The sequence below is a fragment of the Micromonospora sp. WMMD708 genome (genome assembly GCF_049315245.1).
Classification (GTDB): Bacteria; Actinomycetota; Actinomycetes; order Mycobacteriales; family Micromonosporaceae; genus Micromonospora; species Micromonospora wenchangensis.
The window spans coordinates 582,192-606,614 of the sequence record NZ_CP186060.1; the positions used below are offsets into that span (position 1 = coordinate 582,192).

General features: G+C 73.0%; 17 protein-coding genes and 1 riboswitch. Of the genes, 11 read left to right on the top strand and 6 right to left on the bottom strand.

The genetic code is table 11. From position 1 onward, the window contains the following. Positions 1-64 precede the first annotated feature (64 nt). On the bottom strand, positions 65-5,884 hold the full coding sequence (locus tag ACN260_RS02760; RefSeq protein ID WP_422754568.1) for a ThuA domain-containing protein: 5,820 nt from the start codon (positions 5,882-5,884) through the stop codon (positions 65-67). A 337-nt stretch (positions 5,885-6,221) separates the two neighbouring features. Next, positions 6,222-6,331: riboswitch (TPP riboswitch) on the top strand. Between ACN260_RS02760 and thiE the strand changes: the two genes are divergently transcribed. The 7 genes from thiE to thiC all read left to right on the top strand — a co-directional run bounded on the left by thiE (position 6,326) and on the right by thiC (position 12,030). Then, positions 6,326-6,952: a thiamine phosphate synthase gene (gene thiE, locus ACN260_RS02765; RefSeq protein ID WP_422754569.1), complete on the top strand. Its 627-nt coding sequence runs from the start codon at positions 6,326-6,328 to the stop codon at positions 6,950-6,952. (Overlaps the previous riboswitch by 6 nt.) Further along, the gene (thiO, locus tag ACN260_RS02770) at positions 6,946-8,016 is read left to right on the top strand and encodes a glycine oxidase ThiO (protein WP_422754570.1); all 1,071 of its coding nucleotides are present in this window, start codon (positions 6,946-6,948) and stop codon (positions 8,014-8,016) included. Before thiE ends, thiO begins: the two co-directional genes overlap by 7 nt. Positions 8,017-8,026: 10 nt before the next feature. Next, positions 8,027-8,227 carry a sulfur carrier protein ThiS gene (gene thiS / locus ACN260_RS02775; protein WP_422754571.1) on the top strand — a complete coding sequence of 67 codons (201 nt, stop codon included), beginning with the start codon at positions 8,027-8,029 and terminating at the stop codon, positions 8,225-8,227. A gap of 5 nt (positions 8,228-8,232) precedes the next feature. Beyond that, positions 8,233-9,003: a thiazole synthase gene (locus ACN260_RS02780; protein ID WP_422754572.1), complete on the top strand. Its 771-nt coding sequence runs from the start codon at positions 8,233-8,235 to the stop codon at positions 9,001-9,003. Beyond that, positions 9,000-9,635: a thiamine phosphate synthase gene (locus ACN260_RS02785; protein ID WP_422754573.1), complete on the top strand. Its 636-nt coding sequence runs from the start codon at positions 9,000-9,002 to the stop codon at positions 9,633-9,635. Before ACN260_RS02780 ends, ACN260_RS02785 begins: the two co-directional genes overlap by 4 nt. After that, positions 9,632-10,420 (top strand): bifunctional hydroxymethylpyrimidine kinase/phosphomethylpyrimidine kinase, encoded by a 789-nt coding sequence (gene thiD / locus ACN260_RS02790; RefSeq protein WP_422754574.1) that lies wholly within the window; start codon positions 9,632-9,634, stop codon positions 10,418-10,420. The genes ACN260_RS02785 and thiD overlap by 4 nt, the downstream gene beginning before the upstream one ends. 17 nt (positions 10,421-10,437) lie before the next feature. After that, entirely contained in the window at positions 10,438-12,030 is a 1,593-nt protein-coding gene (thiC, locus tag ACN260_RS02795) for a phosphomethylpyrimidine synthase ThiC (RefSeq protein WP_422754575.1), read from the top strand. A 226-nt stretch (positions 12,031-12,256) separates the two neighbouring features. On the opposite strand, the gene ACN260_RS02800 is transcribed toward thiC, so the two are convergent. The 4 genes from ACN260_RS02800 to ACN260_RS02815 all read right to left on the bottom strand — a co-directional run bounded on the left by ACN260_RS02800 (position 12,257) and on the right by ACN260_RS02815 (position 16,780). Then, the gene (locus tag ACN260_RS02800; RefSeq protein ID WP_422754576.1) at positions 12,257-14,650 is read right to left on the bottom strand and encodes a hypothetical protein; all 2,394 of its coding nucleotides are present in this window, start codon (positions 14,648-14,650) and stop codon (positions 12,257-12,259) included. A gap of 86 nt (positions 14,651-14,736) precedes the next feature. Continuing rightward, complete coding sequence (locus ACN260_RS02805; protein WP_422754577.1) at positions 14,737-15,045, bottom strand: cupin; 309 nt, start codon at positions 15,043-15,045, stop codon at positions 14,737-14,739. Beyond that, entirely contained in the window at positions 15,042-15,992 is a 951-nt protein-coding gene (locus ACN260_RS02810) for an LLM class F420-dependent oxidoreductase (protein ID WP_422756596.1), read from the bottom strand. The genes ACN260_RS02805 and ACN260_RS02810 overlap by 4 nt, the downstream gene beginning before the upstream one ends. A gap of 2 nt (positions 15,993-15,994) precedes the next feature. Next, the gene (locus ACN260_RS02815) at positions 15,995-16,780 is read right to left on the bottom strand and encodes an ABC transporter ATP-binding protein (RefSeq protein ID WP_422754578.1); all 786 of its coding nucleotides are present in this window, start codon (positions 16,778-16,780) and stop codon (positions 15,995-15,997) included. Positions 16,781-17,040: 260 nt separating this feature from the next. Here ACN260_RS02815 and ACN260_RS02820 point away from each other — a divergent pair, with 260 nt between their 5' ends. Then, on the top strand, positions 17,041-18,072 hold the full coding sequence (locus ACN260_RS02820; RefSeq protein ID WP_422754579.1) for an ABC transporter substrate-binding protein: 1,032 nt from the start codon (positions 17,041-17,043) through the stop codon (positions 18,070-18,072). Between the two features lie 99 nt (positions 18,073-18,171). Beyond that, on the top strand, positions 18,172-19,038 hold the full coding sequence (locus ACN260_RS02825) for an ABC transporter permease (RefSeq protein WP_422754580.1): 867 nt from the start codon (positions 18,172-18,174) through the stop codon (positions 19,036-19,038). 73 nt (positions 19,039-19,111) lie between these two features. Here ACN260_RS02825 and ACN260_RS02830 read toward each other — a convergent pair whose 3' ends face one another. Next, positions 19,112-20,293, bottom strand: a complete 1,182-nt coding sequence (locus ACN260_RS02830; RefSeq protein WP_422754581.1) for an ABC transporter substrate-binding protein — start codon at positions 20,291-20,293, stop codon at positions 19,112-19,114. Between the two features lie 437 nt (positions 20,294-20,730). Between ACN260_RS02830 and ACN260_RS02835 the strand changes: the two genes are divergently transcribed. Continuing rightward, on the top strand, positions 20,731-23,946 hold the full coding sequence (locus ACN260_RS02835; RefSeq protein WP_422754582.1) for a nitrate- and nitrite sensing domain-containing protein: 3,216 nt from the start codon (positions 20,731-20,733) through the stop codon (positions 23,944-23,946). Further along, the gene (locus tag ACN260_RS02840) at positions 23,943-24,350 is read left to right on the top strand and encodes a roadblock/LC7 domain-containing protein (RefSeq protein WP_030329975.1); all 408 of its coding nucleotides are present in this window, start codon (positions 23,943-23,945) and stop codon (positions 24,348-24,350) included. The genes ACN260_RS02835 and ACN260_RS02840 overlap by 4 nt, the downstream gene beginning before the upstream one ends. The last annotated feature ends 73 nt before the right edge of the window (positions 24,351-24,423 follow it).

Sequence of the window (24,423 nt, forward strand, 5' to 3'; positions counted from 1 at the left end):
TTCCGATGTGGAGGGGCCGCCCCCACCGTCGGTGTCGACGGTGGGAGCGGCCCCGTGGTGCTCCTTACAGCGAACCGCCCTCGGCGATCCGGGTGGGGTCGGCACCGAGCCGGCCGGCCCCGTCGACCGACTTGTTGTCGTTCGCCTTGACGCCGGCCTTGGTGGCCGCGCCGCCGAGCCGGACGATCATGGCGTCGGCGTCACGGACCAGCACGTCCCGCACGTCGGTGTCGGTCACCACCGCGGTGTCGGTGGCCAACGCCTTGAAGGCGGTCAACTGCTGCACCGCCCGCTTGTCGTTGCCCGCCGCCTCGGACTCCCGCACCGCGTCCAGCTTGTTGGACAGCTGACGGTGCGCCTTGGTGGTGAGTCGTCCGGTCGCCTTGAACCGGTCCAGCAGGTTCTGCATGTCCCGGAACGAGGTGGTGACGAAGAACCGGACCGTCGAGGTGGTGGTGTTGCCCGCCTTGTCGGTCGCGGTCACCGTCAGCTCGTGCAGGCCGAGCGGCAGCTCGTACAGCGCCTGCAGGGTGCCGCTGGTGTACGCCCGGCCGTCCAGCACGCCGGAGGTCGTCTTGATGCCGGAGGTCGGGTCGACCGCCTGCCACGAGATCCGGACGTCCTGGCTGTCACCGTAGAGCTGGCCGTCGGCGATGCCGGAGACCAGCAGCGTCGGCTTGGTGCCGTCGATCTTCACGACCGCCGACTTCAGCGCCTCGACGTTGCCGGCGGCGTCGGTGGCCCGGTACAGCAGCTCGTGCGTGCCGTCCCCGGTCACCTCGACCGGCGTGGTGTACGCCGTCCAGGCGCCGCCGTCGAGCGACCACTCCAGCTTCTTCACCCCGGAACCGGCGTCGGTGGAGGTGATCACCACCGGGACGGTGCCGTTGTGCCAGCCGTCGTCGTTGGCCGGGGCGAACGACGCCGAGCTGACCGGCGCGGTGGCGTCGATCTTCACGGCGACCTTCTTCGTCGCCTCCACGTTGCCGGCGGCGTCGGTCGAGCGGAACCGCACCTCGTGGGTGCCGTCCCCGGTGACCGGCACCGGCCCGGTGTACGCGGTCCACGTGGTGGCCCCGTCGAGCTGGTACTCGGTGCTCGCCACCCCGCTACCGCCGGCCTCGTCGGCCGCCGCCAGCGTCACCGTGACCGGGCCGGTGTACCAGCCCTCGGTCGGGGTGCCGGAGACGGTGGCCGTGGTCACCGGGGCGGTCGTGTCGGCCGCCTTGGTGGAGAGCCGGAAGTAGTCGAACGAGGCCGTCTTCGAGGTGGCCGCGTTCGCGCCGAGGGTGAACAGGCCGACCTTCGGGGTGGCCCCGACGGCGGCGTTCGTCACCGTCTCGAACGTGGTCCACTCCTGCCCGTCGGCCGAGTAGGACGCGGTGAAGGTGTCACCGGCGCGGGCGAGGCGCAGGTACCACACCGCCGAGGTCAGGTTGGAGACCTGCGGCTGCGGGTTCTGCGTCACCCCGCCGAGCTCCCCGCGGAACTCGATCCGCCGGGAGACCGCCTGCCCGGCCTGGTTGTCCACGATGTAGTCGAACTTGACGTAGTTGTCGTCGTCGGCGTGGACGATCAGGCCGGCCTGCTGGTACTGCTCGGCCAGCGCGCTGCCGTCGACCTTCGTCTCCAGGGTCCAGTCGCCGCTCGGCGCGGTCTGGAGGATGAAGTTCGTCGGCCCGGTGTTGCTGGTGCCGTAGATGTCACCGGACGGCACGTCGATCTTCAGTGCGCCGTCGGCCACCCGGTAACCGGCCGGGTCCTCCCGCAGCACCGCGTTCCACCGGCACTTGTCCAGCGTGGTGCCGGTGAACTCGTCCGACGGGTCCACCGGGCCGGCCGGGGCGTCCGGCGAGACCAGGAACGAGTCGAACACCGCGTCCACCACCGGGGCGGTGGTGCCGCCGTTGAGGGCGAGCAGGCCGATCCGCGGGTTGGTGATGCCGGCCAGCGCGGCGGACCGGCCGACCGGGGTGAACGTGGTGCCGTCGGTCGAGAACTGCGCGGTCAGGTTGGTGCCGTCGCTGATCAGCCGCAGCCAGATGGTGTCACCGGCCGGGGCGGCCACGGCGTCCGCCGAGTCGTTACGCGGCGTACCGGCGGTCTCCCGGATGAACTCCACCTTGCGCGAACCGCCGTAGAGCAGGTCCACCTTGGCGTAGTTGTCGTCGTCGCCGTAGATCAGCAGGCCGGCCTGCTGGTAGTCGGCGCTGACGGGCACGGTGACCTTCGTGGTGGCCTGCCAGGCCCCGCTGGGTGCGGGCTGGAGCACCAGGTTGGTCGCGTCGTTACGGGAGCCGTACAGGTCACCGGAGGAGGTGGGCAGCCGCAGCGACCCGCCGGAGACCGAGTAGAGCTGGTTCTCCCGGACCACCGACCAGCGGTCCTTGTTCAGGGTGTTGCCGGTGAACTCGTCCGACCGCGCCCCGAGGCAGGAGTTGTTCGGCGCGTCCACCTTGACCGGGACGGTCGCGTAGGACTTCGCGCCCCGCTTGTCCGTCACCGTCAGGGTGGCGGTGAAGGTGCCCGGGGTGGTGTAGGTGTGGGTGGCGTTCAGGGTCGTCGCCGTCCCGCCGTCACCGAAGTCCCAGGCGTACGTCAGCGGGGTGTCACCCTCGGTGTCGGTGGCCGTGCCGGTGAAGGTCACGGTGACCGGCGCGGTGCCGGTCGCCGGGGTGGCGGTGGCCGTCACCTGCGGCGGCGCGTTGTCGGTGACGCCCCGGCCGATGAAGTCCATCCAGTTGACGTTGAACAGCGAACCCGCGCCACCGGCCGGGTCCTTGGCGACGAAGTACAGCGAGCCCTCCGCGCCGGCCGTCACCGGCGCGGTCACGTCGACGAACTGCTGCCAGCCGCCCGTGCCCGGCACGGTGGCCGTGGCCACCACCGGACCGTCGACGGCACCGGCGTGCACGTCGATCCGGCCGCCCTGGACCTCGGAGGCCACCCGGAACCGGATCTGCTCGACCCCGGTCAGGTTGGCCGGGACGAGCGACCACCAGTCGCCGTCCTCGATGAAGCCGATGTTCTGGCCGCCACCGGCGGGGTCGGTGGTGGTCTCCTTCTGCACGCCCGGGTCACCGCCGCCGGTGCTGCCCGGGGCCCGCCCGGTGGCCGTGTAGTACTCGGCCTGCTTGCGCTTGGGCTGGAGGATCTCGATCGCCCGACCGGTCAGCGGGCCGGCGCCGCCGGTGCCGCCGTCGTCGGTGTAGGTGGCCTCGAAGACCGCGAAGACGTTGGCCTCCGCGCCGTGCCCGGACGCCAGCGAGGTCTGCACCGTGCCGGTGCAGCCGGTGTGCTGCTCCAGCGGGTGGGCGTGCTCGTCGTGGCCGAGCAGCACCTGGAGCTGCACCCGGTCACAGTCGACGGTGCCGTCCTCCGGGTCGGTCACCTTGATCGTGTACTTGACCTGGTCGCCCCAGTCGAAGAAACCGCCGCTGGGCGGGAACTCGATGGTCACCGTCGGGGCGGTGTTGCCGACCGTCACCGGCACGTTCGCCACGGCGGTACGGCCCTTGGGGTTGGTCACGGTGAGCTGCGCGGTGTAGTCACCGGCCGCGGTGTAGGTGTGGGTCGGGTTCGCCTCGGTGGAGGTCTGCCCGTCACCGAACTTCCACGCGTAGGTCAGCGTGCCGCCGTCCGGGTCACGGGACCCGGCGCTGGAGAACTTCACGGTCAGCGGGGCGGCTCCGGAGGTGGGGTCGGCGCTGGCCTCGGCGATCGGGGCGCGGTCACCGGCGGTGTAGTCGATCCGGTAGACCCCGGAGTCGTCGTTGTTGCCGCCGAAGCCGGTGCCCCACTCGATCATGTAGAGCGCGCCGTCCGGACCGAACTCGAAGTCCATCGGGCGGACCATCGGCATGCCGGTGAGCAGCTGGTTGATGTCGATCAGCGTCTTGCCGTCCGCGCTGACCTGCATCGTGTACATCTTCGACTGGTTCCACTCGCCGAGCAGCGCCTTGCCGTCGTAGTACGCCGGCCACTTGCGGCCCGACGTGCTGTCGGCGTCGTAACGGTAGACCGGGCCGCCCATCGGGGCACCGCCGCCACCGATCTCGGGGAAGCGCGGGTCGCCGGCGTAGCCGTAGTCCACGGTCGCCGGGATGGCCGGCGGCAGGTTGGTCAGGCCGGTGTTGTTGGGCGAGTCGTTGACCGGCGCGGCGCAGTCGAACTTCGCCCCGCTCGGCCCGGACGGGAAGGTGTAGTCGTTGTACGCCTTGTTGTTGCCGGTGCAGTACGGCCAGCCGTAGTTGCCGGCGGTGGCGACGATGTTCCACTCCACCAGGCCCTCGGGGCCGCGGTTCGGGTTGGCCGCCGAGGCGTCCGGCCCGTAGTCGGCGACGTAGAGGGTGTCGGTCTTCTGGTCGACGCCGATCCGGAACGGGTTACGGAAGCCCATGCCGAAGATCTCCGGACGGGTCTTCGCGGTGCCCGGGGCGAACAGGTTGCCCGCCGGGACGGTGTAGGTGCCGTCGTCCTCCGGGTGGATCCGGATCACCTTGCCGCGCAGGTCGTTGGTGTTGCCGGCGCTGCGCTGCGCGTCGTAGTCCTGCCGCCCGGCCCGCTCGTCGATCGGCGTGAACGCGTTCGACTCGAACGGGTTGGTGTTGTCGCCGGTGGCGAGGTAGAGGTTGCCCTTCGAGTCGAAGGTCATGCTGCCGCCGGCGTGGCAGCAGGTGTTTCGCTGGGTGTCGACCTGGAGCACGACCTTCTCGGTGGCCTTGTCGATGGTGTCACCGTTGACGGTGAACCGGGACAGGTAGTTGCGCGGGGCGCCACCGGCCGGGGCGTAGTACAGGTAGATCCACTTGTTGGTGGTGAAGTCCGGGTCGAGGCGCAACCCGAGCAGGCCGTCCTCGTTGCCGGTGAAGACGTCCAGCCGGGTCGCGGTGACCGTGTTGCCGGTGTCCGGCTTGACGATCTGCACCCGGCCGTCGCGCTCGGCGTAGAACACCCGGCCGTCGGGAGCGATGTCCAGCTCCATCGGGTTGTTGGTGTTGCTGTCGAGGGTGACCTTCTCGAAGTTCGCGGTCTTGGTGGCGCCGCAGTCGGCGTTCTCGACCCCGGCCGCGGTGCGGATACCGCCGAGCAGGTGGCTGAGGAACTCCGGCTCGGTGTACGACGCCTGGGTGTGGCCGCCGCCGGTGTACCAGGAGCGACCGCCGTCGTAGTCCTGGCACCAGGCGGTGGGGTGGTCGGCGCCCATCGCGCCGGCGCCCGGGCTGTAGGACTTTTCGTCCAGGCTGGCCAGCACGTGCACCTTGGAGCGCGGGTTGGTGCGGAAGTTGTACCACTCGTCGAACCGGGACCAGCGGGCCGGCAGGTCGGCGGTCGACGGGTGCGCGGGGTCCTCGACCTTGACGGTGGCCTGCTGGTTGGCCGGGTGGCCGGAGAAGTACGCACCGACCAGGTTGCCGTACCAGGCCCAGTCGTACTCGGTGTCGGAGGCGGCGTGCACGCCGGCGTAGCCGCCGCCGGCCTTGATGTAGCGCTCGAACGCGGCCTGCTGGGTGCTGTCGAGCACGTCACCGGTGGTGGAGAGCCAGATCACCGCCTGGTACTTGGCCAGGTTGGCGTCGTTGAAGGCGGCTCCGTCCTCGGTGGTGTCGACGGTGAAGCCGTTCTCGGTGCCGAGCTTCTGGATCGCGGCGATGCCGGCCGGGATGGCGTCGTGCCGGAATCCGGCGGTCTTGGAGAAGACCAGGACCGAGAACGGTTCGGCGGCTGCCGCCGCCGGTGCCGGTGCGGCCTGTGGCCGGGCCGCAGCGACGGGAGCGGCCTGGGCGGCGGTGCCGCCGATCAGGCCGCTGGCGAGTAGGGAGAGGGCCAGTAGACCGGCACCCAGTGGACCGCGACGTGCGCGGCGATGGCGGGATGGAGACACTCCATGCTCCTTTTGTCCGCGTTGGACAGTGGTGGGGGCATGGGGACGACTCGCCGCAGACCGTCCCCGGTCGGATCGGTGTGGGCCCGCCGAGGTCCGCACCGGTGGCGATCAGGTGCGGGCCACGCCGAGGCTCCGCACCGGAATAATGTCGATCGGTTGAACAAATTAGCGCCGCTGGATTGGTTTCCGGCAAGGCATGAGCATGTAACGATTCGGTATCGGCGACTCGCTTTTCCGGCTTATGTGGATACAAGCCCAAAACAGTAGGCATCGACGTTCCTGGATCAATCTAACACCCCTTGGCGGATCAGCGGATCTGTCGTACGGTCACAGGCACGTGACCCACGGGAGCCCGGTACACCGGGCTGAGAGGGGGGCTGGGAGCCCCCGACCGTCGAACCTGATCCGGGTAATGCCGGCGCAGGGAGGAGAGTTGCCGTGCCGTCCCTCGGCCGACTGCACCTGATCACCGACACCCGCCCCGGGTGCGACCCGCTCGCCGTCGTACGGGCCGCCCTCCCGGTGGCCCGCGCCGACCTCGTGGTCCAGGTCCGGGTGACCGACGACGCCACCGACCGGCAGGCGTACGACCTGGCCCGACGGGTGCATGCGCTCTGCGCGCCGTACGGGGCGACCTGCCTGGTCAACGACCGGCTGCACGTCGCCCTCGCGGTGGACGCCCAGGGCGGCCACGTCGGCGCGGACGACCTGCCCGTCGCGGCCGCCCGCCGGGTCCTCGGCCCCGACGCCGTGCTCGGCGCGACCGCCCGGGAACCGGACGCCGCCGCCCGGGCGGTCGCCGAAGGGGCCAGCTACCTGGGCGTCGGCCCGTGCCACCCGACCGCCACCAAGACCGGCCTGCCCGACCCGATCGGCCCCGCCGGCATCCGCGCCGTCGTCGCGGCCGTCGACGTGCCGGTGATCGCCATCGGCGGGGTCACCGCCGCCACGGTGCCGGCGCTGCGGGCCGCCGGGGCGTACGGGGTGGCGGTGGTCGGGGCGCTGTCCACCGCCGCCGACCCGGGCCGGGCCACCGCCGAACTGATCGCGGCGCTGACGTGCTGACCCGGCCCGACGTCGCCGTCGTGGGCGCGGGGCCGGTCGGGTTGGCGATCGCCTGGCGCTGCGCCACCCGGGGCCTGCGGGTGTCCGTACACGACCCGGCCCCCGGCTCCGGCGCGTCCCGGGTCGCCGCCGGGATGCTCGCCCCGGTCGCCGAGGCGTACTTCGGGGAACGGGAACTGACCGGGCTGCTCACCGCGTCCGCCGCCCGCTGGCCGGGCTTCGCCGCCGAACTGGCCGAAGCCACCGGAACGGAGTTCGGGTACCGCACCGACGGCACCCTCGTCGTCGGGCTCACCGGGGACGATCTGGCCGAGGCGCGCCGGCTCTGGGCGTACCAGCAGGGGTTGGGGCTGCCGATCAGCGCGCTGCGGCCCTCGCAGCTGCGGGAGCGCGAACCGGCGCTGACCCCCCGGCTGCGCGGCGGGGCGGTCGCCCCCGGCGACCACCAGGTCGACCCACGCCGGCTGGTCGACGCGCTGCGGGTCGCCGCCGGGCGGGCCGGCGCGACCCTGCTGCCCGGCGCGGTGACCCGACTGGCCGAGGTGGACGCGCCGGTCGTCGTGGTCGCCGCCGGCTGCGGCTCCGCCGCGCTGACCGGGCTGCCGGTCCGCCCGGTCAAGGGCCAGGTGCTGCGGCTGCGCGCGCCCGACCACCGCCCGCCCGGCTTCCGGCACGTCATCCGGGGGTACGCCGACGGCGAACCGGTCTACCTCGTCCCCCGCGACGACGGCGAGGTGGTGCTCGGGGCGACCGTCGAGGAGCGCGCCGACACCGAGGTGACCGCCGGGGCGGTGCTGCGGCTGCTCCGGGCCGCCGTCGACCTCGTCCCCGAACTCGCCGAGTACGCGCTCGTCGAGGCGACCGCCGGACTGCGCCCCGGCACCCCGGACAACGCGCCGATCCTCGGCCCGCTGCCCGACCGTCCCGGCGTGCTCGCCGCCACCGGCCACCACCGGCACGGCATCGTGCTCACCCCGGTCACCGCCGACCTGATCACCGACCTGATCGTCACCGGTCAGCCGGACCCGCTGCTCACCCCCTTCACCGCCGACCGGTTCCACTGAGGAGGAAGACGTGCGACTCATCGTCAACGGCGTCGGACGCGAACTGGCCGGCGGCACGACCGTCGCGGACCTCGTCGCCGCGGTCACCGGGCAGCGGCGCGGCCTCGCCGTCGCGGTCAACGGCGAAGTCGTCCCCCGGGGCGGCTGGCCCGCGACCGTCCTGCGCGACGGCGACCGGGTCGAGGTGCTCAGCGCCGCCCAGGGCGGGTGATCCGGATGCCCCTCACCATCGCCGGACGGACCTTCACCTCCCGGCTCATCCTCGGCACCGGCGGCGCGGCCAACCTGCACGTGCTGGAACAGGCGATCCGGGCCTCCGGCACCGGACTGGTCACCCTCGCCCTGCGCCGCGTGGACACCGCGCCCGGCACCGCCGGTGGCCTGCTCGACCTGCTCGACCGGTGCGCGGTGCGGCTGCTGCCCAACACCGCCGGCTGCCACACCGCCGCCGAGGCGGTGAAGGTGGCCCGGCTGGCCCGGGAGGCGTTCGACACCGACTGGGTCAAGCTGGAGGTGATCGGCGACGAACGCACGCTGCTCCCGGACGGGGTGGAGCTGCTGCGGGCGGCCGAGGAACTCGTCGCCGACGGGTTCGTCGTGCTGCCGTACACCTCCGACGACCCGGTGCTGGCCCGCCGGCTGGCCGACGTCGGCTGCGCGGCGGTGATGCCCGCCGGTGCGCCGATCGGTTCCGGACTGGGCATCACCAACCCGCACCACATCCGGCTGATCCGGCAGGGCGTCGACGTGCCGGTGATCCTCGACGCCGGGATCGGCACCGCCTCCGACGCGGCGCTCGCCATGGAACTGGGCTGTGACGGGGTGCTGCTGGCCAGCGCCGTCACCCGGGCCGCCGACCCGACGGCGATGGCCACCGCCATGCGGTACGGCGTACGGGCCGGACGGCTCGCGTACACCGCCGGGCGGATACCCCGCCGCTTCCACGCCCTCGCCTCCACCCCCGACGACGGAAGACCCGACCTGTGACCCGCCCCGCCGCCCCGCGCGGGGTGGTGCTGCTGACCGACCGGCGGGCGGCACGCGGCGACCTCGTCGACGTCGTCGCCGGGGCGGTACGCGGTGGCGTGCGGTGGGTGGTGCTGCGGGAGAGGGACCTGCCCCGCGCCGAGCGGGCCGCCCTCGCCGTCGACCTGCGGGCCGTCCTGGCGCAGGGCGGCGGCACCCTGATCGTGGCCGGCCCCGACCCGCTGGACGGGGAGGCCGTCCACCTGCCCGCCGCCGGGCCGTACCCGCCGCCGGCAGTCGGGCTGGTCGGCCGGTCCTGCCACGACGCGGCGGAGCTGGCCCGACTGACCACCGAGGACTACGCCACGCTCTCGCCGGTCTGGCCCACCCGCAGCAAACCCGGCCACGGCCCACCGCTGCGCCCGGACGGGCTGCGCGACCTGGTCCGGCGCAGCCCGGTGCCCGTGCTCGCCCTGGGCGGGATCGAGACACCGCAGCAGGTGACGGCGTGTGTCGGGGCGGGCGCGGTCGGGGTGGCGGTGCTCGGGGCGGTCATGCGGGCCGCCGATCCGACCGAGGTCGCGTCGGCCCTCACCGGTGTCTTCGCCGACCACACCCCGATCACCGACGCGTGGCCCGAGGAGACGACATGACACCGACGACCGTGCTCACCATCGCCGGTTCCGACTCCGGGGGCGGTGCCGGCATCCAGGCCGACCTGAAGGTGTTCGCCGCCCTCGGCGCGTACGGCACCAGCGTGCTGACCGCCGTCACCGCGCAGAACACCCGGGGCGTGGACGCCGTGCTGCCGCTGCCGCCGCGCACCGTCACCGAGCAGCTCGACAGCGTGCTCACCGACTTCGCGGTGCGCGCGGTGAAGACCGGGATGCTCGGCACCCCGGCGGTCGCCGACGCGGTGGCCGAGGCGGCGAAGGCGGGCCGGCTGCCGCACCTCGTCGTCGACCCGGTGCTCGTCGCCACCAGCGGACACCGGCTCGGGGTGGTGGCGGCGGTCGAGCGGCTGCTGCCGTACGCCCGGGTGGCGACGCCGAACTGCGCGGAGGCTGCCGCCCTCACCGGACGCCCGGTGACCACGGTCGAGGAGATGGTCGCCGCGGCGCAGGCCCTGGCGGCCGGCGGGCCGGAGTTCGTGGTGGTCACCGGCGGTGACGTCGACGCGGCCGGCGAGTCGGTCGACGTGCTGGCCGGCGGCGGCACGACCACCCTGTTGCGTGCACCCCGGGTGGACACCCGGCACAGCCACGGCACCGGCTGCTCGTTCTCGGCGGCGATCGCCGTCCGGCTGGCCGCCGGTGACCCGGTGCCGGTCGCGGTCGCCACCGCCAAGGAGTACGTCACCCGCGCGCTGACCGGCGCGCGGGGTTGGGAACTGGGCGCGGGACGCGGCCCGCTGGACCACTTCGGCTGGTCCCGATGACCATCAGGGAGGCTGTCATGCAGGCACGTCGCAAGGTCTACGTCGAGGGGTCCCGACCGGACGTCCGGGTGCCGTTCGCCGAGGTGGAGCTGGCCGGGGACAACCCGCCGCTGCGCCTGTACGACACCTCCGGCCCCGGTTCGGACCCGCAGGTGGGGCTGCCGCCGCTGCGCGGCCCGTGGATCGCCGAGCGGGGCGACGTCGCGCCGACCCGGGGCGCGGGCACCCCGCTGGCCGGCGTCGACGCCAGACGCCCCACCCAGCTCTGGTACGCCCGCGCCGGGATGATCACCCCGGAGATGGAGTTCGTGGCGATCCGGGAGGGGCTGCCGCCGGAGCTGGTGCGCGACGAGATCGCCGCCGGCCGGGCGGTGCTGCCGCTCAACGTCAACCATCCCGAGTGCGAGCCGGCGATCATCGGCAAGGCGTTCCTGGTGAAGGTCAACGCCAACATCGGCACCTCGGCGGTGACCTCGTCGGTCGCCGAGGAGGTGGAGAAGCTGACCTGGGCCACCCGGTGGGGTGCGGACACCGTGATGGACCTGTCCACCGGGAAGCATATCCACGAGACGCGCGAGGCGATCGTGCGCAACTCGCCGGTGCCGATCGGGACGGTGCCGATCTACCAGGCGCTGGAGAAGGTGGGCGGCGACCCGGTCAAGCTGAGCTGGGAGGTGTTCCGGGAGACGGTGATCGAGCAGGCCGAGCAGGGCGTGGACTACATGACGGTGCACGCTGGGGTGCTGCTGCCGTACGTGCCGCTGGCCGTCGACCGGGTCACCGGGATCGTCTCCCGGGGCGGCTCGATCATGGCGGCCTGGTGCCTGGCCCACCATGAGGAGAACTTCCTCTACACCAACTTCCGCGAGCTGTGCGCGATCCTCGCCCGCTACGACGTGACGTTCTCCCTCGGCGACGGGCTGCGGCCCGGCTCGATCGCCGACGCCAACGACGAGGCCCAGTTCGCCGAGCTGCGCACCCTGGGCGAGCTGACCCGGATCGCCTGGGAGTACGACGTGCAGGTGATGATCGAGGGGCCCGGCCACGTGCCGATGCACAAGATCAAGGAGAACGTGGACCTCCAGCAGGAGTGGTGCCACGAGGCGCCGTTCTACACCCTCGGCCCGCTGACCACCGACATCGCCCCCGCGTACGACCACATCACCTCGGCGATCGGGGCCGCGATGATCGGCATGTACGGCACCGCGATGCTGTGTTACGTCACCCCGAAGGAGCACCTCGGCCTGCCCGACCGGGACGACGTGAAGGCCGGTGTGATCGCGTACAAGATCGCGGCACACGCGGCCGACCTGGCCAAGGGGCACCCCGGCGCGCAGGCCTGGGATGACGCGCTGTCCAAGGCGCGGTTCGAGTTCCGCTGGGAAGACCAGTTCAACCTGTCGCTGGACCCGGAGACCGCCCGGTCCTACCACGACGCGACCCTCCCGGCGGAGCCGGCGAAGACCGCCCACTTCTGCTCCATGTGCGGCCCGAAGTTCTGCTCCATGAAGATCACCCAGGAGTTGAAGGAGTACGCCGCCCAGGGCATGCAGGCCAAGTCGGCGGAGTTCCGCTCCACCGGCAACCGCGTCTACCTCCCTCTCGCCTGACCGGCCCTGCCCCGGTGATCAAGAGGTTCGCGTCAGATTCCGCGCGGCGGATGACATGAACCTCTTGATCACCGCGCCCCAGCGGCCGCCCGCCCGTTTCGTCCCGGTTGTTGTTTGGTGATCAAGAGGTTCGCGTCAGGTTTTGCCGGGTGGGATGACGCAAACCTCTTGATCAACCGGTGCGGACCGGGGGTGGGGGTGGAGGGGGCGGGGTGGGGTGGGTGGGTCAGTCGGGGTGGTGGTGGTGGCCGCTGGTGCGCAGGGAGCGTCGGCCGCTGTCCCGGTCCGGTTCGTTGTCGGCCAGCGGCTTGCCCAGGCCGGTGACCCAGTCGACGTACTCGTCGTCCGGCGTCGCCGACTTCGGGTCGGCGTCGTCCGCCGGGATGTCCTGCGGGGGGCGGTTGCGCCGGAACAGGCCCCGTCGGCCCCTGACCTTCCCGGCCTGCTCAGGCGCGCCCGCGTCGTGGGGAGCGGCGTCGGCGGGCTGGCCGTCCCCCGGTGCGGTGCCGTGGGACCCCTCCGGCTCCCAGCGGAGACTGACCGGCTCCCGGGCGTCCGGCTGCCCGGCGTCGCCCGGTTCAGGGAACGGAAGGGCGGCTCGGGCCGGTGCGGGTCGGTGGGCATCGGCCGGGACACCCGTACCGCCGAGATCCGGCAGGTGGTGGCGGGGGCGGGGGGTGCCCTCAAGGCCTCCCGGCGCGACGTGCCGCACGCCGGCCACCGGCGGCACGTCCCCGGTGGCCGGCACGACCGGAGCGGTGCTGCCCCGGCCGGTGGCTTCCGGCGCCGTCGTGCCGACCGGGGCGATGTCGACGGCATCCGGTGTCGCGGTGCCGGCCGGACCGGTGCCGGCCGGCCGGTCGTGCCCGATGCTGTCCGCCCCGACACCGGGCGCGGGCTCGGGTCGACCGGTGGGGACCACCCCGGCTCCGGTCGCGGTGGACCGGGCACGGCCGGCCCGCTTCGCGCGGGGCTTGGGCGTGGCGACGGATCCGTCCCCGACGGCGGGACCGGTGCCTGCCGCCTGGTCCACGGCGACTTCGCTGGCGGTCTGTTCGACCGGTGCCGCTTCGACCGGTGCCGCCTTCCGCTGTCCCGAACGGCTTCGCGGCGACCCGCCCCGGCCCGATCCGGCCCCGGCGGGCGACGTCGCATCCGTTACGTCCCCGGCCGGTCCGTCCGGGGCCGTTTCCGTCGCGTCCTGGCCCGTCGGGGCCGCTGTCTGCGCGTCCGGGCCGGTCGGGGGCACTCCGGTCGGGACCGGAGCCGGATCGGTCGGAGCGGAGCCGGGCCAGGCCATCCCGGTCCGGGCCGGACCGGTTGGCTTCACGCCGGCCCAGGGGTCGGTCGGAGTCGGCTCGGTCGGGGTCGAGCCGGACAGGACGGCCCCGGTCGGGGACGGGACGGCGCGGGGGGCGTGCCGGTCGGCGACCGTGGCGGCGGGGTCAGGCCAGTCCCAGTGGGCCGGGTGACGACCGGTGCCGGGCACGTCGGGCGACGGCCACCCCGGACCGGTGCCGGCCTCCGACCGGTCGGCGGCCCGGGACCCGGCGACGTCCTGCCGGTCGGGGTGGAGGGAACCCGTGGCGGCGCTCAGGTCCACGGTGACCGGCTCGTCCGCGCCGGAGCCGGTCGGGTCGGAGCCGGTCAGGGTGGCCCGGTCCGGGCCGGAGCCGGCCGCGGCGGTGCCGGCCGGGTCGGACACGGCCGGCAGCGGGGCGAGGATGTCGGTCGGCTCGATCGCCGCCCCGCCGTCGCGGCGGGCGGCGCGGGCGGGCAGCAGCGGCCAGCGCGCCACGGTGGCGGCGGCCGAGCCGAGCGCGCCGGCGACGACCGCGATCACCGCGCCGTAGTACGGGGCGAGCTGGTACCGGTCCACCTGGTCACCCGGCCCGGCGGTCAGGTAGGCGAAGGCGAGCAGCACCGGCCCGGCGACCCCGGTCGCCCCGCAGGTCAGCGGGGGGTGTCCCCGCCGCCGGGCCAGCCCGCCGGTCACCGCGCCGGCCACCAGCGCGATCACGGGCAGCAGCAGCATCGCCAGCCGCTGCGCCCGGTCCGCCCCGAGCCAGGAGGGTTCCAGCACCCCCAGGCGTACGGTGCGCAGCGGCTCACTGGACAGCACCGCCGGTGCGACCGACAGGAGCGCGAGCAGCCAGATCGTCCCACCCAGCAGGGCGACGTTCCAGCCCAGCGGGGGCCGGAGCAGGACGGCCGAGGCGGCTCCCGCGCCGACCACCGCCCCGGCGACCGCGCAGATGCCGACCGCCCAGACCGGGTCGACGGCGTTGAGGTCGGCGGCCCGCGCGGGCTGCATGCAGAGCGGGGCGACGACCAGCGCGCCGAGCGCGGCGACGCCGGAGATCGCGAGCTGGACGGGGGTGCCCTCCGGTAGCCCTTCGCGTCGGGCGAGCCGGCCGGTGAGGACCGCGCCGACCACGGCGGCGGTCACCGCGAACCAGCCGACCCAGGCGAGCTGGGCCGGCCAGCGGTTGACGTCGGTGAAGTCGCCGGTGAGTCGGACGATGCCGAAGCCGTACGCGATGCCGAGTTGGCCGGCCCCGGCCAACATGCTCACCCCGAGTGCGGTGAGCAGCAGTTTGCCCCACGTCCGAAAGGCCATGTGGCGCACGTTACGGCCCGGTGCGCCCGATCGCCACTGCGGCGCGGCGCGGCCGGGACGACCTGTTACCCAAGCTCTACCAGCGACTACTTCAGCTCGACCAGGCGGGCCAGGTAGGTCGTGTCCCCGACGTTGGTGAGCATGTGGACGGCGCCCGGGTCCCGGTAGACCACCCCGCCGGTGGGTTCGTCGGCGTCGATCCGGGTGCCGTCGACCGTCTGCACCACGTTCTTCGCGCCCTCGATCGCCACCACCAGGTACGGGTGGTCGTGCCGGTGCAGCGGCTGCCGCTCGCCCGGGGCCAGCCGAATGTGCCAGACCCGCACCCGGTCGTTCTCGAAGACGATCTCCTGGCCGACCGGGCCGAGTTCGAGGTCGTGCGTCACGTCGGTCATCGGGTTCCGTCCAGTTGGGGGAGCACCTCGGCGGCGATGAGCTCCAGGTGGTCGAGGTCGTCGAGTTCGATCAGCCGCAGGTGCACCCGGGTCGCGCCGATCGCGGCGAACTCGCCGATCCGGTCGACCAGTTGGGCGGGGGAGCCGACCACCGGGTCCTCCGGCGGCAGGGCGCTCTTGACGTGCAGCGGAGCGGCCCGACGCTGGGCCTCGGCGTCGGTACGCCCGATCGCCACCACGATCCCGGCGGAGAGCACCAGCGGTGCCCGCCCCGACTCGGCCCGGCCGGCCCGGTCGCAGGCCTCCCGTACCCGGTCGTACGCCTCGGCGGTCTCCTCGACCGACGTGAACGGCATGTTGAACTCGTCGGCGTACCGGGCGGCGAGGTCGGGGGTGCGCTTCGCTCCCCGGCCACCGACGATGACCGGCGGGCCGGGCTGCTGGACCGGCTTGGGCAGGGCCGGGGCGTCGACGAGCCGGTAGTGCTCACCGGCCCAGCTGTACGTCTCGCCGACCGGGGTGCGCCACAGCCCGGTGACGATCTCCAACTGCTCGGCGAGCCGGTCGAAGCGTTCGCCGACCTTCGGGAAGGGGATGCCGTACGCGGTGTGTTCCCGTTCGTACCAGCCGGCGCCGATGCCCAGCTCGACCCGTCCGCCGCTCATCTGGTCGACCTGGGCGACCATCACGGCCAGCGGGCCGGGCAGCCGGAAGGTGGCCGAGGTGACCAGGGTGCCGAGCCGGATGCGGGAGGTCTCGCGGGCGAGCGCGGCCAGGGTCAGCCAGGCGTCGGTGGGGCCGGGCAGCCCGGGTTCGTCGCCCATCGCCCGGTAGTGGTCGGCCCGGAGGAACCCGTCGAACCCGCCGGCCTCGCAGAGCCGGGCGAACCGGAGCTGGTCGTCGTAGTTGGCGCCCCGGTGCGGTTCGGTGAAGATCGCCACCCGCACGGTCATCGTCCCTCCACCCCGGCCGCCGCCGGCAGGTCCCGTTCCATCAGCAGTTCGTGCAGGTCGGCGCTGACCCGGGCGACGTCGGCCAGGTGCGCGTTGCGGCCGAGGGTACGGGGCCGCGGGATGTCCACGTCGACGATCTTGCGGATCCGGCCGGGGCGGGGGCTGAGCACGACCACCCGGTCGGCCAGCAGCACCGCCTCGTCGATGGAGTGGGTGACGAAGACGACTGTCGCGCCGGTCTCCATGTGCACCCGTTGCAGTTCCCCGGAGAGTTCCTCGCGGGTCAGCGCGTCCAGGGCGGAGAAGGGTTCGTCCATCAGCATCACCCGGGGTTGGCCGATCAGCGACCGGCACAGCGACACCCGCTGCTGCATGCCGCCGGACAGTTCGTGCGGCAGGCGCTTCTCGAAGCCGGCCAGGCCGGAGAGTTCCAGCAGTTGGCGGGCGCGGTCGCGGTGCTTGGCCCGGCTCCAGCCGAAGATCTCGGCGGGCAGCAGCACGTTGTCGAGCACGGTCCGCCAGGGGAGCAGGGCCGGCTTCTGGAAGAGCATGGCGACGTCCCGGCGGGGCCTGGTGATCCGGCTGCCGGCTACAGTGATCTCGCCGCCGCTGACCGGAAGCAGCCCGGCGATCATCCGGAGCAGGGTGGACTTGCCGCAGCCGGAGCGGCCGAGCACGGCGACGAACTCGCCCTCGGCCACGTCGAGGGTGATCCCGCGCAACGCCTCGACCCGCCCGGAACGGCCGTCGAACGTACGCGACACATCGGACAGTCGGATCATCGCCGTCGGTCTCCCCTGATTCGGCGGTCAGGAATCCGACAAGGATATCCCCAGCGTGCTGGCCGCTCACTGTCCGGGGTGGAACGCAGTTGTTTCCGTTCCGCAACCCGATCCGCCTGGTGTGGTGACGGTCAGTGTCTCGTACTCTGTGCCAGCGAAGAGTCCCTTCACGACGGCGGCTCGGTGCCCCCTCACGCCGTGCCGCCGACCGACAACCCCCTCCGGGTACACCGCCCGGTCGGAAAGGACATGGTGCACAGATGACAAGGCTGACCCGCACGGTCGCCGCGGCCACCCTGGCCACCGCCCTCGCCCTGGTCTCCGCCTGCAGTGGCGGGTCCGACTCGGCGGACGCAGCAAAGACCGGCGACGGCGCGTCGCTGGAGAAGGTGACCTACCTCACCTCGTTCGGCAACTTCGGTCGTGACTCCTACGCCTGGGTGGCGAAGGACAAGGGCTTCTTCAAGGAGGCCGGCTTCGACGTGGAGATCAAGGCCGGTCAGGGCACCGGCGCGGTCATCCAGACCATCGTCGGCGGCCAGGCCGACTTCGGCCCGATCGACCTGACCGGTGGCCTGCTCCAGGTCGGCAACGGCCAGGCCAAGGACTTCGTGGCGGTGGCCGCGATCCAGCAGCGCACCATGGCCGCCATCGTCTCGGTCGAGGGCAAGAACATCGCCACGCCGAAGGACCTGGAGGGCAAGAAGCTCGCGGACACCCCCGGCTCCGTCGTGCGCAACCTCTTCCCGACGTACGCCCGGATGGCCGGGGTGGACTACAACAAGGTCACCTGGGTCAACGGCGAGGCGCAGACCCTGATGGGCACGCTGGCCTCCGGCCAGGTGGACGGCATCGGCCAGTTCGTCGTCGGTCAGCCGACCGTCGAGGCGGTGACCAAGAAGAAGCCCGTCGTGCTGCCGTACAGCAACGTGATGCAGGACCTCTACGGCAACGCGCTGATCACCTCCAGCAAGATGGCCAAGGAGAACCCGGAGAAGGTGAAGAAGTTCACCGCCGCGCTGCTCAAGGGCCTGGAGTACGCCCTGGCCAACCCGCAGGAGGCGGCCGACATCCTGAAGAAGAACGTGAACACCACCAACCCGGCCGCAGCCGCGGCCGAGTTGCAGCTGATGGCCGGCTACGTCCGCTCCAGCAACTCCGGCACCGCCATCGGCACCCTGGACAGCGACCGGGTCGCCAAGAGCATCGCCATCCTCCAGGGCGCCGGCGCGCTCAAGTCGAACATCACCCCGGACCAGATCATCAACTTCGACCTCGTACCGAAGGCCTGACCGACACCGACGGTGCACGGGGGTGCGACCCAGCGGGACGACCGGTGGGCGCACCCCCGTCCTGTGCCGGCCAGCGTGCCGGCAGGAGAGGAGGACCCTGTGACGGAGTCGATCCGGACCCGTCCCGTACCCGGGTCGGCCGGACCGCCGAGCGCCGTGCCGGCCGTTCCCCCGACGCCCGGCCGGTCACCCTGGTCCCGGATACGTCCCGCGACGGTCGGTCTGCCGCTGCTCGGCCTGGTGATCACGGTGGCCGTCTGGTGGGCGGTCACCTCCGGGCTGCACCTGGTGCACCCGGCGTCCCTGCCGCCGCCGCAGGCGGTCGGGACGTCACTGACCGCCTCGGCGGACGTGCTCCTCCCGGCGCTGGGCACGACCACCCTGATGACGGTGCTCGGCTTCCTGCTGTCGGCGGTCACCGGGGTGCTGATCGGGATGGCGCTGGCCGCCTCCCGGCGGGCCGAGCGGATGTTCGCCCCGCTGCTGGTGGCGGTCAACGCGGTGCCGAAGATCGCGTTGGGGCCGCTGCTGGTGGTCTCGGTCGGCTGGGGGACCAAGCCGATCCTGACCATGGTGTTCCTGCTCTGCTTCTTCCCGATCGTGCTCTCCACCGCCACCGGCCTGACCACCACCCCGGCGGACCTGGCCGAGCTGGCCCGGTCGCTGAACGCCTCCTGGTGGCAGTCGTTCCGCAAGGTCCGGTTCCCGGCCGCGCTGCCGCAGATCTTCGTCGGGCTGAAGGTGGCGATGCCGCTGGCCGCGATCGGCGCGGTGATCGGGGAGTTCTACTCCGACAAGCCGGGGCTGGGCTACCAGATCCTCCAGTACAACGGCGTCGGCGACACGGCGACCGCGTGGGCGGCGATCGTGCTGATCGCCGCCATGAGCATTCTGCTCTACTCGGCGTTGTCGCTGGTCGAGCGGCTGGCCCTGCCCTGGGTCCGGGCCACCACCTCGGCCCGCTGACCCGTCCCGGACGACCCCCGACGCCACTGACGGGCCGACCCCACCCGGGGACCGGCCCGTCGGTGCGCGGCGGTCAGCCCGCCAGCCGCCACCGGCCACCGCGCGCGACAAGCGTGGTCAACGCCTGCGGCATCAGGCCGGAGTGGTTGTCCGGGGTCATCCGGATCGGCCCGGACAGACCGTCCAGCTGGGACGTCTCCAGCACGTCGCGCAGGCCGTCCCGGTCGACCCTGCCGTCGGAACCGCCGGAGCGCAGCGCCGAGTCGGCGATCAGCTGCACGGCGTCGGCGGCGAACGACGACAGTCCGTTGTAGCCGCCGAACCGGGCGGTGTAGTCCTGGAACCACTGTCGACGGGCGGCCTTGGCCGGGGTGGTGGCGATGACGTCGTCGATCACCATGGTCTGCGTGAAGATCAACGTGGCCCGTTCGGTGGCCTGGCCGGAACCGCCCAGGAACAGGTCACCGGCCGCGGCGGCGTCGAGGAAGAGTGACCCGCCGTAGCCGGACTGGTCGGCGGCGGTGGCGGCGAGGGTGGCCTGCTCCGGCGGGGTCCAGATGATCAGGGCGGCGGGGTCGCGGTTGGTCAGCCGGCGCACCGGCGCGGTCAGTTCGGTGTCGGTCGTGCGGACCGCCTCGGCGCGCACCCGCTCGATGGTGGTCTTGCCGAACTCGGCGTCCAGCGCGGTCAGGCCCTCGCGTCCGTAGTCGTCGTCGCTGTGCAGGACGCCGACCTTGGTGATCCCGCGTCGCCGCAGTTCGGCGGTGAGCGCGGCCGCGTTGTCGGCCGCGTTCGGCGCGAGCTTGAACACGTACCGGCGTTCGGTGACCGGGTTGGCGACCGCGCCGGACGGGGCGAGCGCGATGGTCGGGATCTTCCGCTCGTTGATGGTGCGCACGGCGTCGACGGCGCACTGGTTGCAGCCGCCCATGATGATGGCGTTGACCGTGGCGTCGTTGCTGAAGTCGCCGATGTTGCGCAGCGACTCGGCGGCGTCGGAGCGGTTGTCCTTCACCACCAGCCTGACCTTCCGGTCGCCCAGGGCGCCGGACGAGTTCAACTGGTCGACCTTCAGTTCCAGGGCGCGCTGGTACGCCTTGCCGACCGGTGCGGCGGCACCGGAGAGTTCGAGGTCGGCGGCGATGGTGATCGGGCTGCTGTCCTTCTCTGCCGCGCCGAACGAGCAGCCGGTGAGCGTGGTGGCCAGCACGGCCGATGCGAGCGCCACGATGGTCGCGGAGCGGATGGGGCTCAACTCAGTCCTCCAGGTGCGGCGCGGGCGGGGCCCGGTCACCGCCGCTAGTCCGTCCTCAGTGGAGAAACGGGATTGTGTGCCGTACGGTGTGCGCGAAAGCCTGCAAAACCTTGCCAATGCGGGGGCGTGCGGTCAAGCGCGATGCTGACGGCGGTTTCGGGACGCGAATCTCACATTGTGGGGACATCAGATATTTACCCATGCTCACTCATCAGAGGCGGACGAACACTCTGGAGTGACATGCCCTGTTCAGGGGTGGCCTGCTCAGCAGGGAAAATGGTGACCAGACCACTGGTCGCCCGATTCCTGTCCGAACGCGGCTTCCCAAACAGGATCTTCTCTGATGAAATCGCGGCCGTGCCGCGCGTGGCGCTGTCCGTCGCACCAGGCGCGGGTCGGCGGGTCAGGCGTGTGGAAGATACGACGGAGGCGATGTCGTGAGCACCGGACCGACGACCCTGCCCGAGCCAGGCGAAAACGCCGGACCCGACCGGGAGCGCCGACTGCCCCGGTTGCGGGATGCGCGGATTCGTTCCAAGCTCGCCCTCATTCTGGTCGTACCGGTCGCCGCGGTCATCGCGTTGGCAACAATCCGACTTGTTTCCACTACCGAGGGTGCTGTCGACGCGACCCAGATCCGGTCGCTGACCGCGCTGTCCATCGACGTTTCCGCGCTGACGCAGGATCTGCACAAGGAACGGATGGCGGCGGCCGCCTACCTGGCGAACCCGCAACTGCGCCCGGACGACTACAACCTGCGGGTGCGGGCCACCGGCGAGCGGATCAACGAGTACCGGGCCGAGCGGTCCGACCTCGGCGAGGTCCCGTCCTCCGTGCAGGACCGGCTCAAGGTGATCGACGACCACCTGCGCACGCTCGACGCCACCCGGCAGGAGGTGCTCGACCGACGGCAGATGCCGGTCGCCGAGGCCACCCTGCGCTACGGCGTGATCCTCACCGACCTGGTCTCGTACGGCGACACCCTGGCCCAGCTGCCCGGCCAGGAGAGCCTCGCGGACGCCCGTCGCGCGGTGGCCGCGTTCAGCCGGGCCAAGTCGGCCGTCGCCGAGGAGGAGGCGGTCGCCTACACCGCGCTGGTCGGCGGACGCCTCGACGAGGAGCAGTTCTCCTCCTTCGTGGCGACCCTGACCAGCCAGCAGGAGGCGCTGCTCGGCTTCTCCCTCGCCGCCGACCCCACCCAGCGCGCGCTGGTCGACAGCGCGGTCTCCGGTGACGCCGTCGGCCTCGCCGACCGGGTCGCCGCCGACATCACCCGCTCGGTCGGGCAGCGCAGCCCGGTCAGCGCCGGTGACGCCAGCGCCGCGATCGGCGCGGTCAACGACCTGATGCGGTGGACCGAGATCCAGCTCCAGGACACCCTGCTCACCCGCTCCGAGCAGGCCCGCAGCGACGTCATCCGGCAGGCCGTCATCGAGACGGTGCTGGTGCTGCTCACCCTCATCGTCGCGATCACCCTCGCGGTGGTGCTGGCCCGCTCGCTCAACCACTCGCTGCGCCGGCTGCGGGAGGGCGCGCTGTCGGTGGCCAACCACGACCTGCCGGACGCGGTCAAGCGGCTGCAGAACATGGGCAGCGTCGGCGACGGCGGGGTCGACGAGATCGTCCGCCAGGTGCGGGACCCGATCCGGTTGACCAACCGGGACGAGGTCGGCCAGGTGGCCCTGGCGTTCAACGTCGTGCACCGGGAGGCCGTCCGGGTCGCCGCCGAGCAGGCGGCCCTGCGGACCAGCGTCTCGGCGATGTTCCTCAACCTGGCCCGGCGCAGTCAGACCCTGGTCGACCGGATGATCGGCGAACTGGACGCGATCGAGCGCGGCGAGGAGGACCCGAAGCGGCTCGCCCAGCTCTTCGAGCTGGACCACCTCGCCACCCGGATGCGCCGCAACGACGAGAACCTGCTGGTCCTGGCCGGCGCCGACTCGGCCGTGCCGCGCCGCGACGACGCGCTGCTGGTCGACGTGCTGCGCGCCGCCCAGTCCGAGGTGGAGCTGTACAACCGGATCGAGTTCGGCACCGTCGACACCGACATCTCGGTCGCCGCCCACGCCGTCAACGACGTGGTACGGCTCGTCGCCGAGCTGCTGGACAACGCCACCCGCTTCTCGCCGCCCACCACCACGGTGGTCGCCGACGGCCGGCGCATCCGCGACTACGTGCTGATCCAGATCGAGGACCGGGGACTCGGCCTCACCGACGAGCAGCTCGACTCGCTCAACCGCCGGCTCGCCGCCCCGCCGACCGTGGACGTGGCCGCCTTCCGACTGATGGGTCTGGCCGTGGTCAGTCGGCTCGCCAGCCGGTACGGCATCCGGGTGGAGCTGCGCCGCAACGTCGAGGGCGGCACCGTCGCCCAGGTGACGCTGCCCAACGCCACCGTGGTGCTCCCCGCCCACCGGGGCCGGGACCAGGCGATCAGCCGGCCCCGCCAGCCGCTGGCGGTCGAGCAGCCGGCCGCCCCCGCCGGTCTCGGCGGTGCCCTCAACGGTTCCCGCAGCGCGGCGGCGACCCTGACCGACCAGTGGCGCAACACCCCGCCGGCCCCGGCCCCCTGGCAGCCGCCGGTGGATGCCCGGGACACCGCTCCCGCCGTGCAGTTCGGCGGGCCGGTCTCCGCCCCGCCGTTCGCCCCGGCCCCCACCCCGGCGACCGCCGACTCCGGCTTCAACGCCTTCTCGGCCGGCAGCCCCACGGTGGCGAACCCGACCATCGACCCGCTGCCGAGGCGGGCCGCGCCGGGCGAGCCCGCCCCGCCGCTGCCGACCGGCCCGGTCGCCGGTGCCGCACCGCACCCGCCGGAGTCGTACGGCGCGGGGGCCATGCCGTTCGCCGGCGCACCGGCCGCGACCCCGTACGCGGGGGCACCGGCGGCGACCCCGTTCGCCCCGGCCGCCGCCGCGTCGTTCGCCCCGGCGGCCCCGCCGGCCGCGTACGCCGCCCCCGCCGCGCAGCCGTACACCGCGCCGGCCACCTCGTACGCCCCGCCGGCCCCGTCGACGCCGGTGGTGGCCCGTCCGGACCGGCCGGCCGACTCGCCGATCTTCCGGGAGATGGAGGCGGTGTGGTTCCGGTCCCACGGGGACGACGCCACCGCGATCTTCACCCGGCCCCGGTTCGACGAGGAGCCGCCGGCCGCCCCGGCCCGCCCGAACGGCGCGACCACACCGGCGCGCCCGCCGCTGCCCACCCGGGTGCCGACCGCGCCGACCGCCGCCGGCACGCCGACCGTGACGCCCGCCGCCCCGGAAGCGCCGGCCGCGACCGGTCCGGTTCCGCCGGCCGCCACCGCGTCGCCGACATACGGGACACCCCCGCCGGCCGCCCCCGAGGCACCGGCGACCCCGCCGGCCACCGACGCCGACGCGTGGCGGACGGCGGCCGACGAGGGCTGGACCCGGGCCAGCCGGGCGGCCGAGCCGGCCAACGCCGGCACCACCCGGTCCGGCCTGCCCAAGCGGGTGCCCCAGGCGCAGCTCGTGCCCGGCGGGATCGAGCCGAAGGGCGGCCGGGACCGCAGCCGCCGCACCCCCGACGAAGTACGCGGCCTGCTCTCGGCCTACCACCGCGGCGTGCAACGCGGTCGCACGGCGGGCGCGGACCCCAACAGCACCTCGACCAAGGAGACGAACCGATGAACAGGCCAGCTGCCATGCAGGACATGGGTTGGCTGCTCACCAACTTCGCCGACAGCGTGGCGGGTATCGCCCACGTGGTGGCGGTGTCCGCGGACGGGCTGCTGCTCGCCTCCTCGCGGGACCTGCCCGCCGACCGGGCCGACCAGCTCGCGGCGATCACCTCCGGCGTGGTGAGTCTGACCGAGGGTGCCGCCCGGATGTTCAGCGCTGGCGGGGTGCTGCAGACAGTGATCGAGATGGACAGCGGCTACCTGTTCCTCATGTCGATCAGCGACGGCTCGTCGATGGCGGTGCTCGCGGCCCGTAGCTGTGACGTGGGTCAGGTCGGCTACGAGATGGCGCTGCTGGTCGAGCGGGTGGGTGCGGCGCTGGTGCCGCTGCCGCGGGACGCCGTGCGCTCGTAGCCACGGCGGTGGGCCGGGCGCGACCGCGTCCGGCCCGAGTGACGACGCATCCGGGCCCGGACCCGGGCGGGAG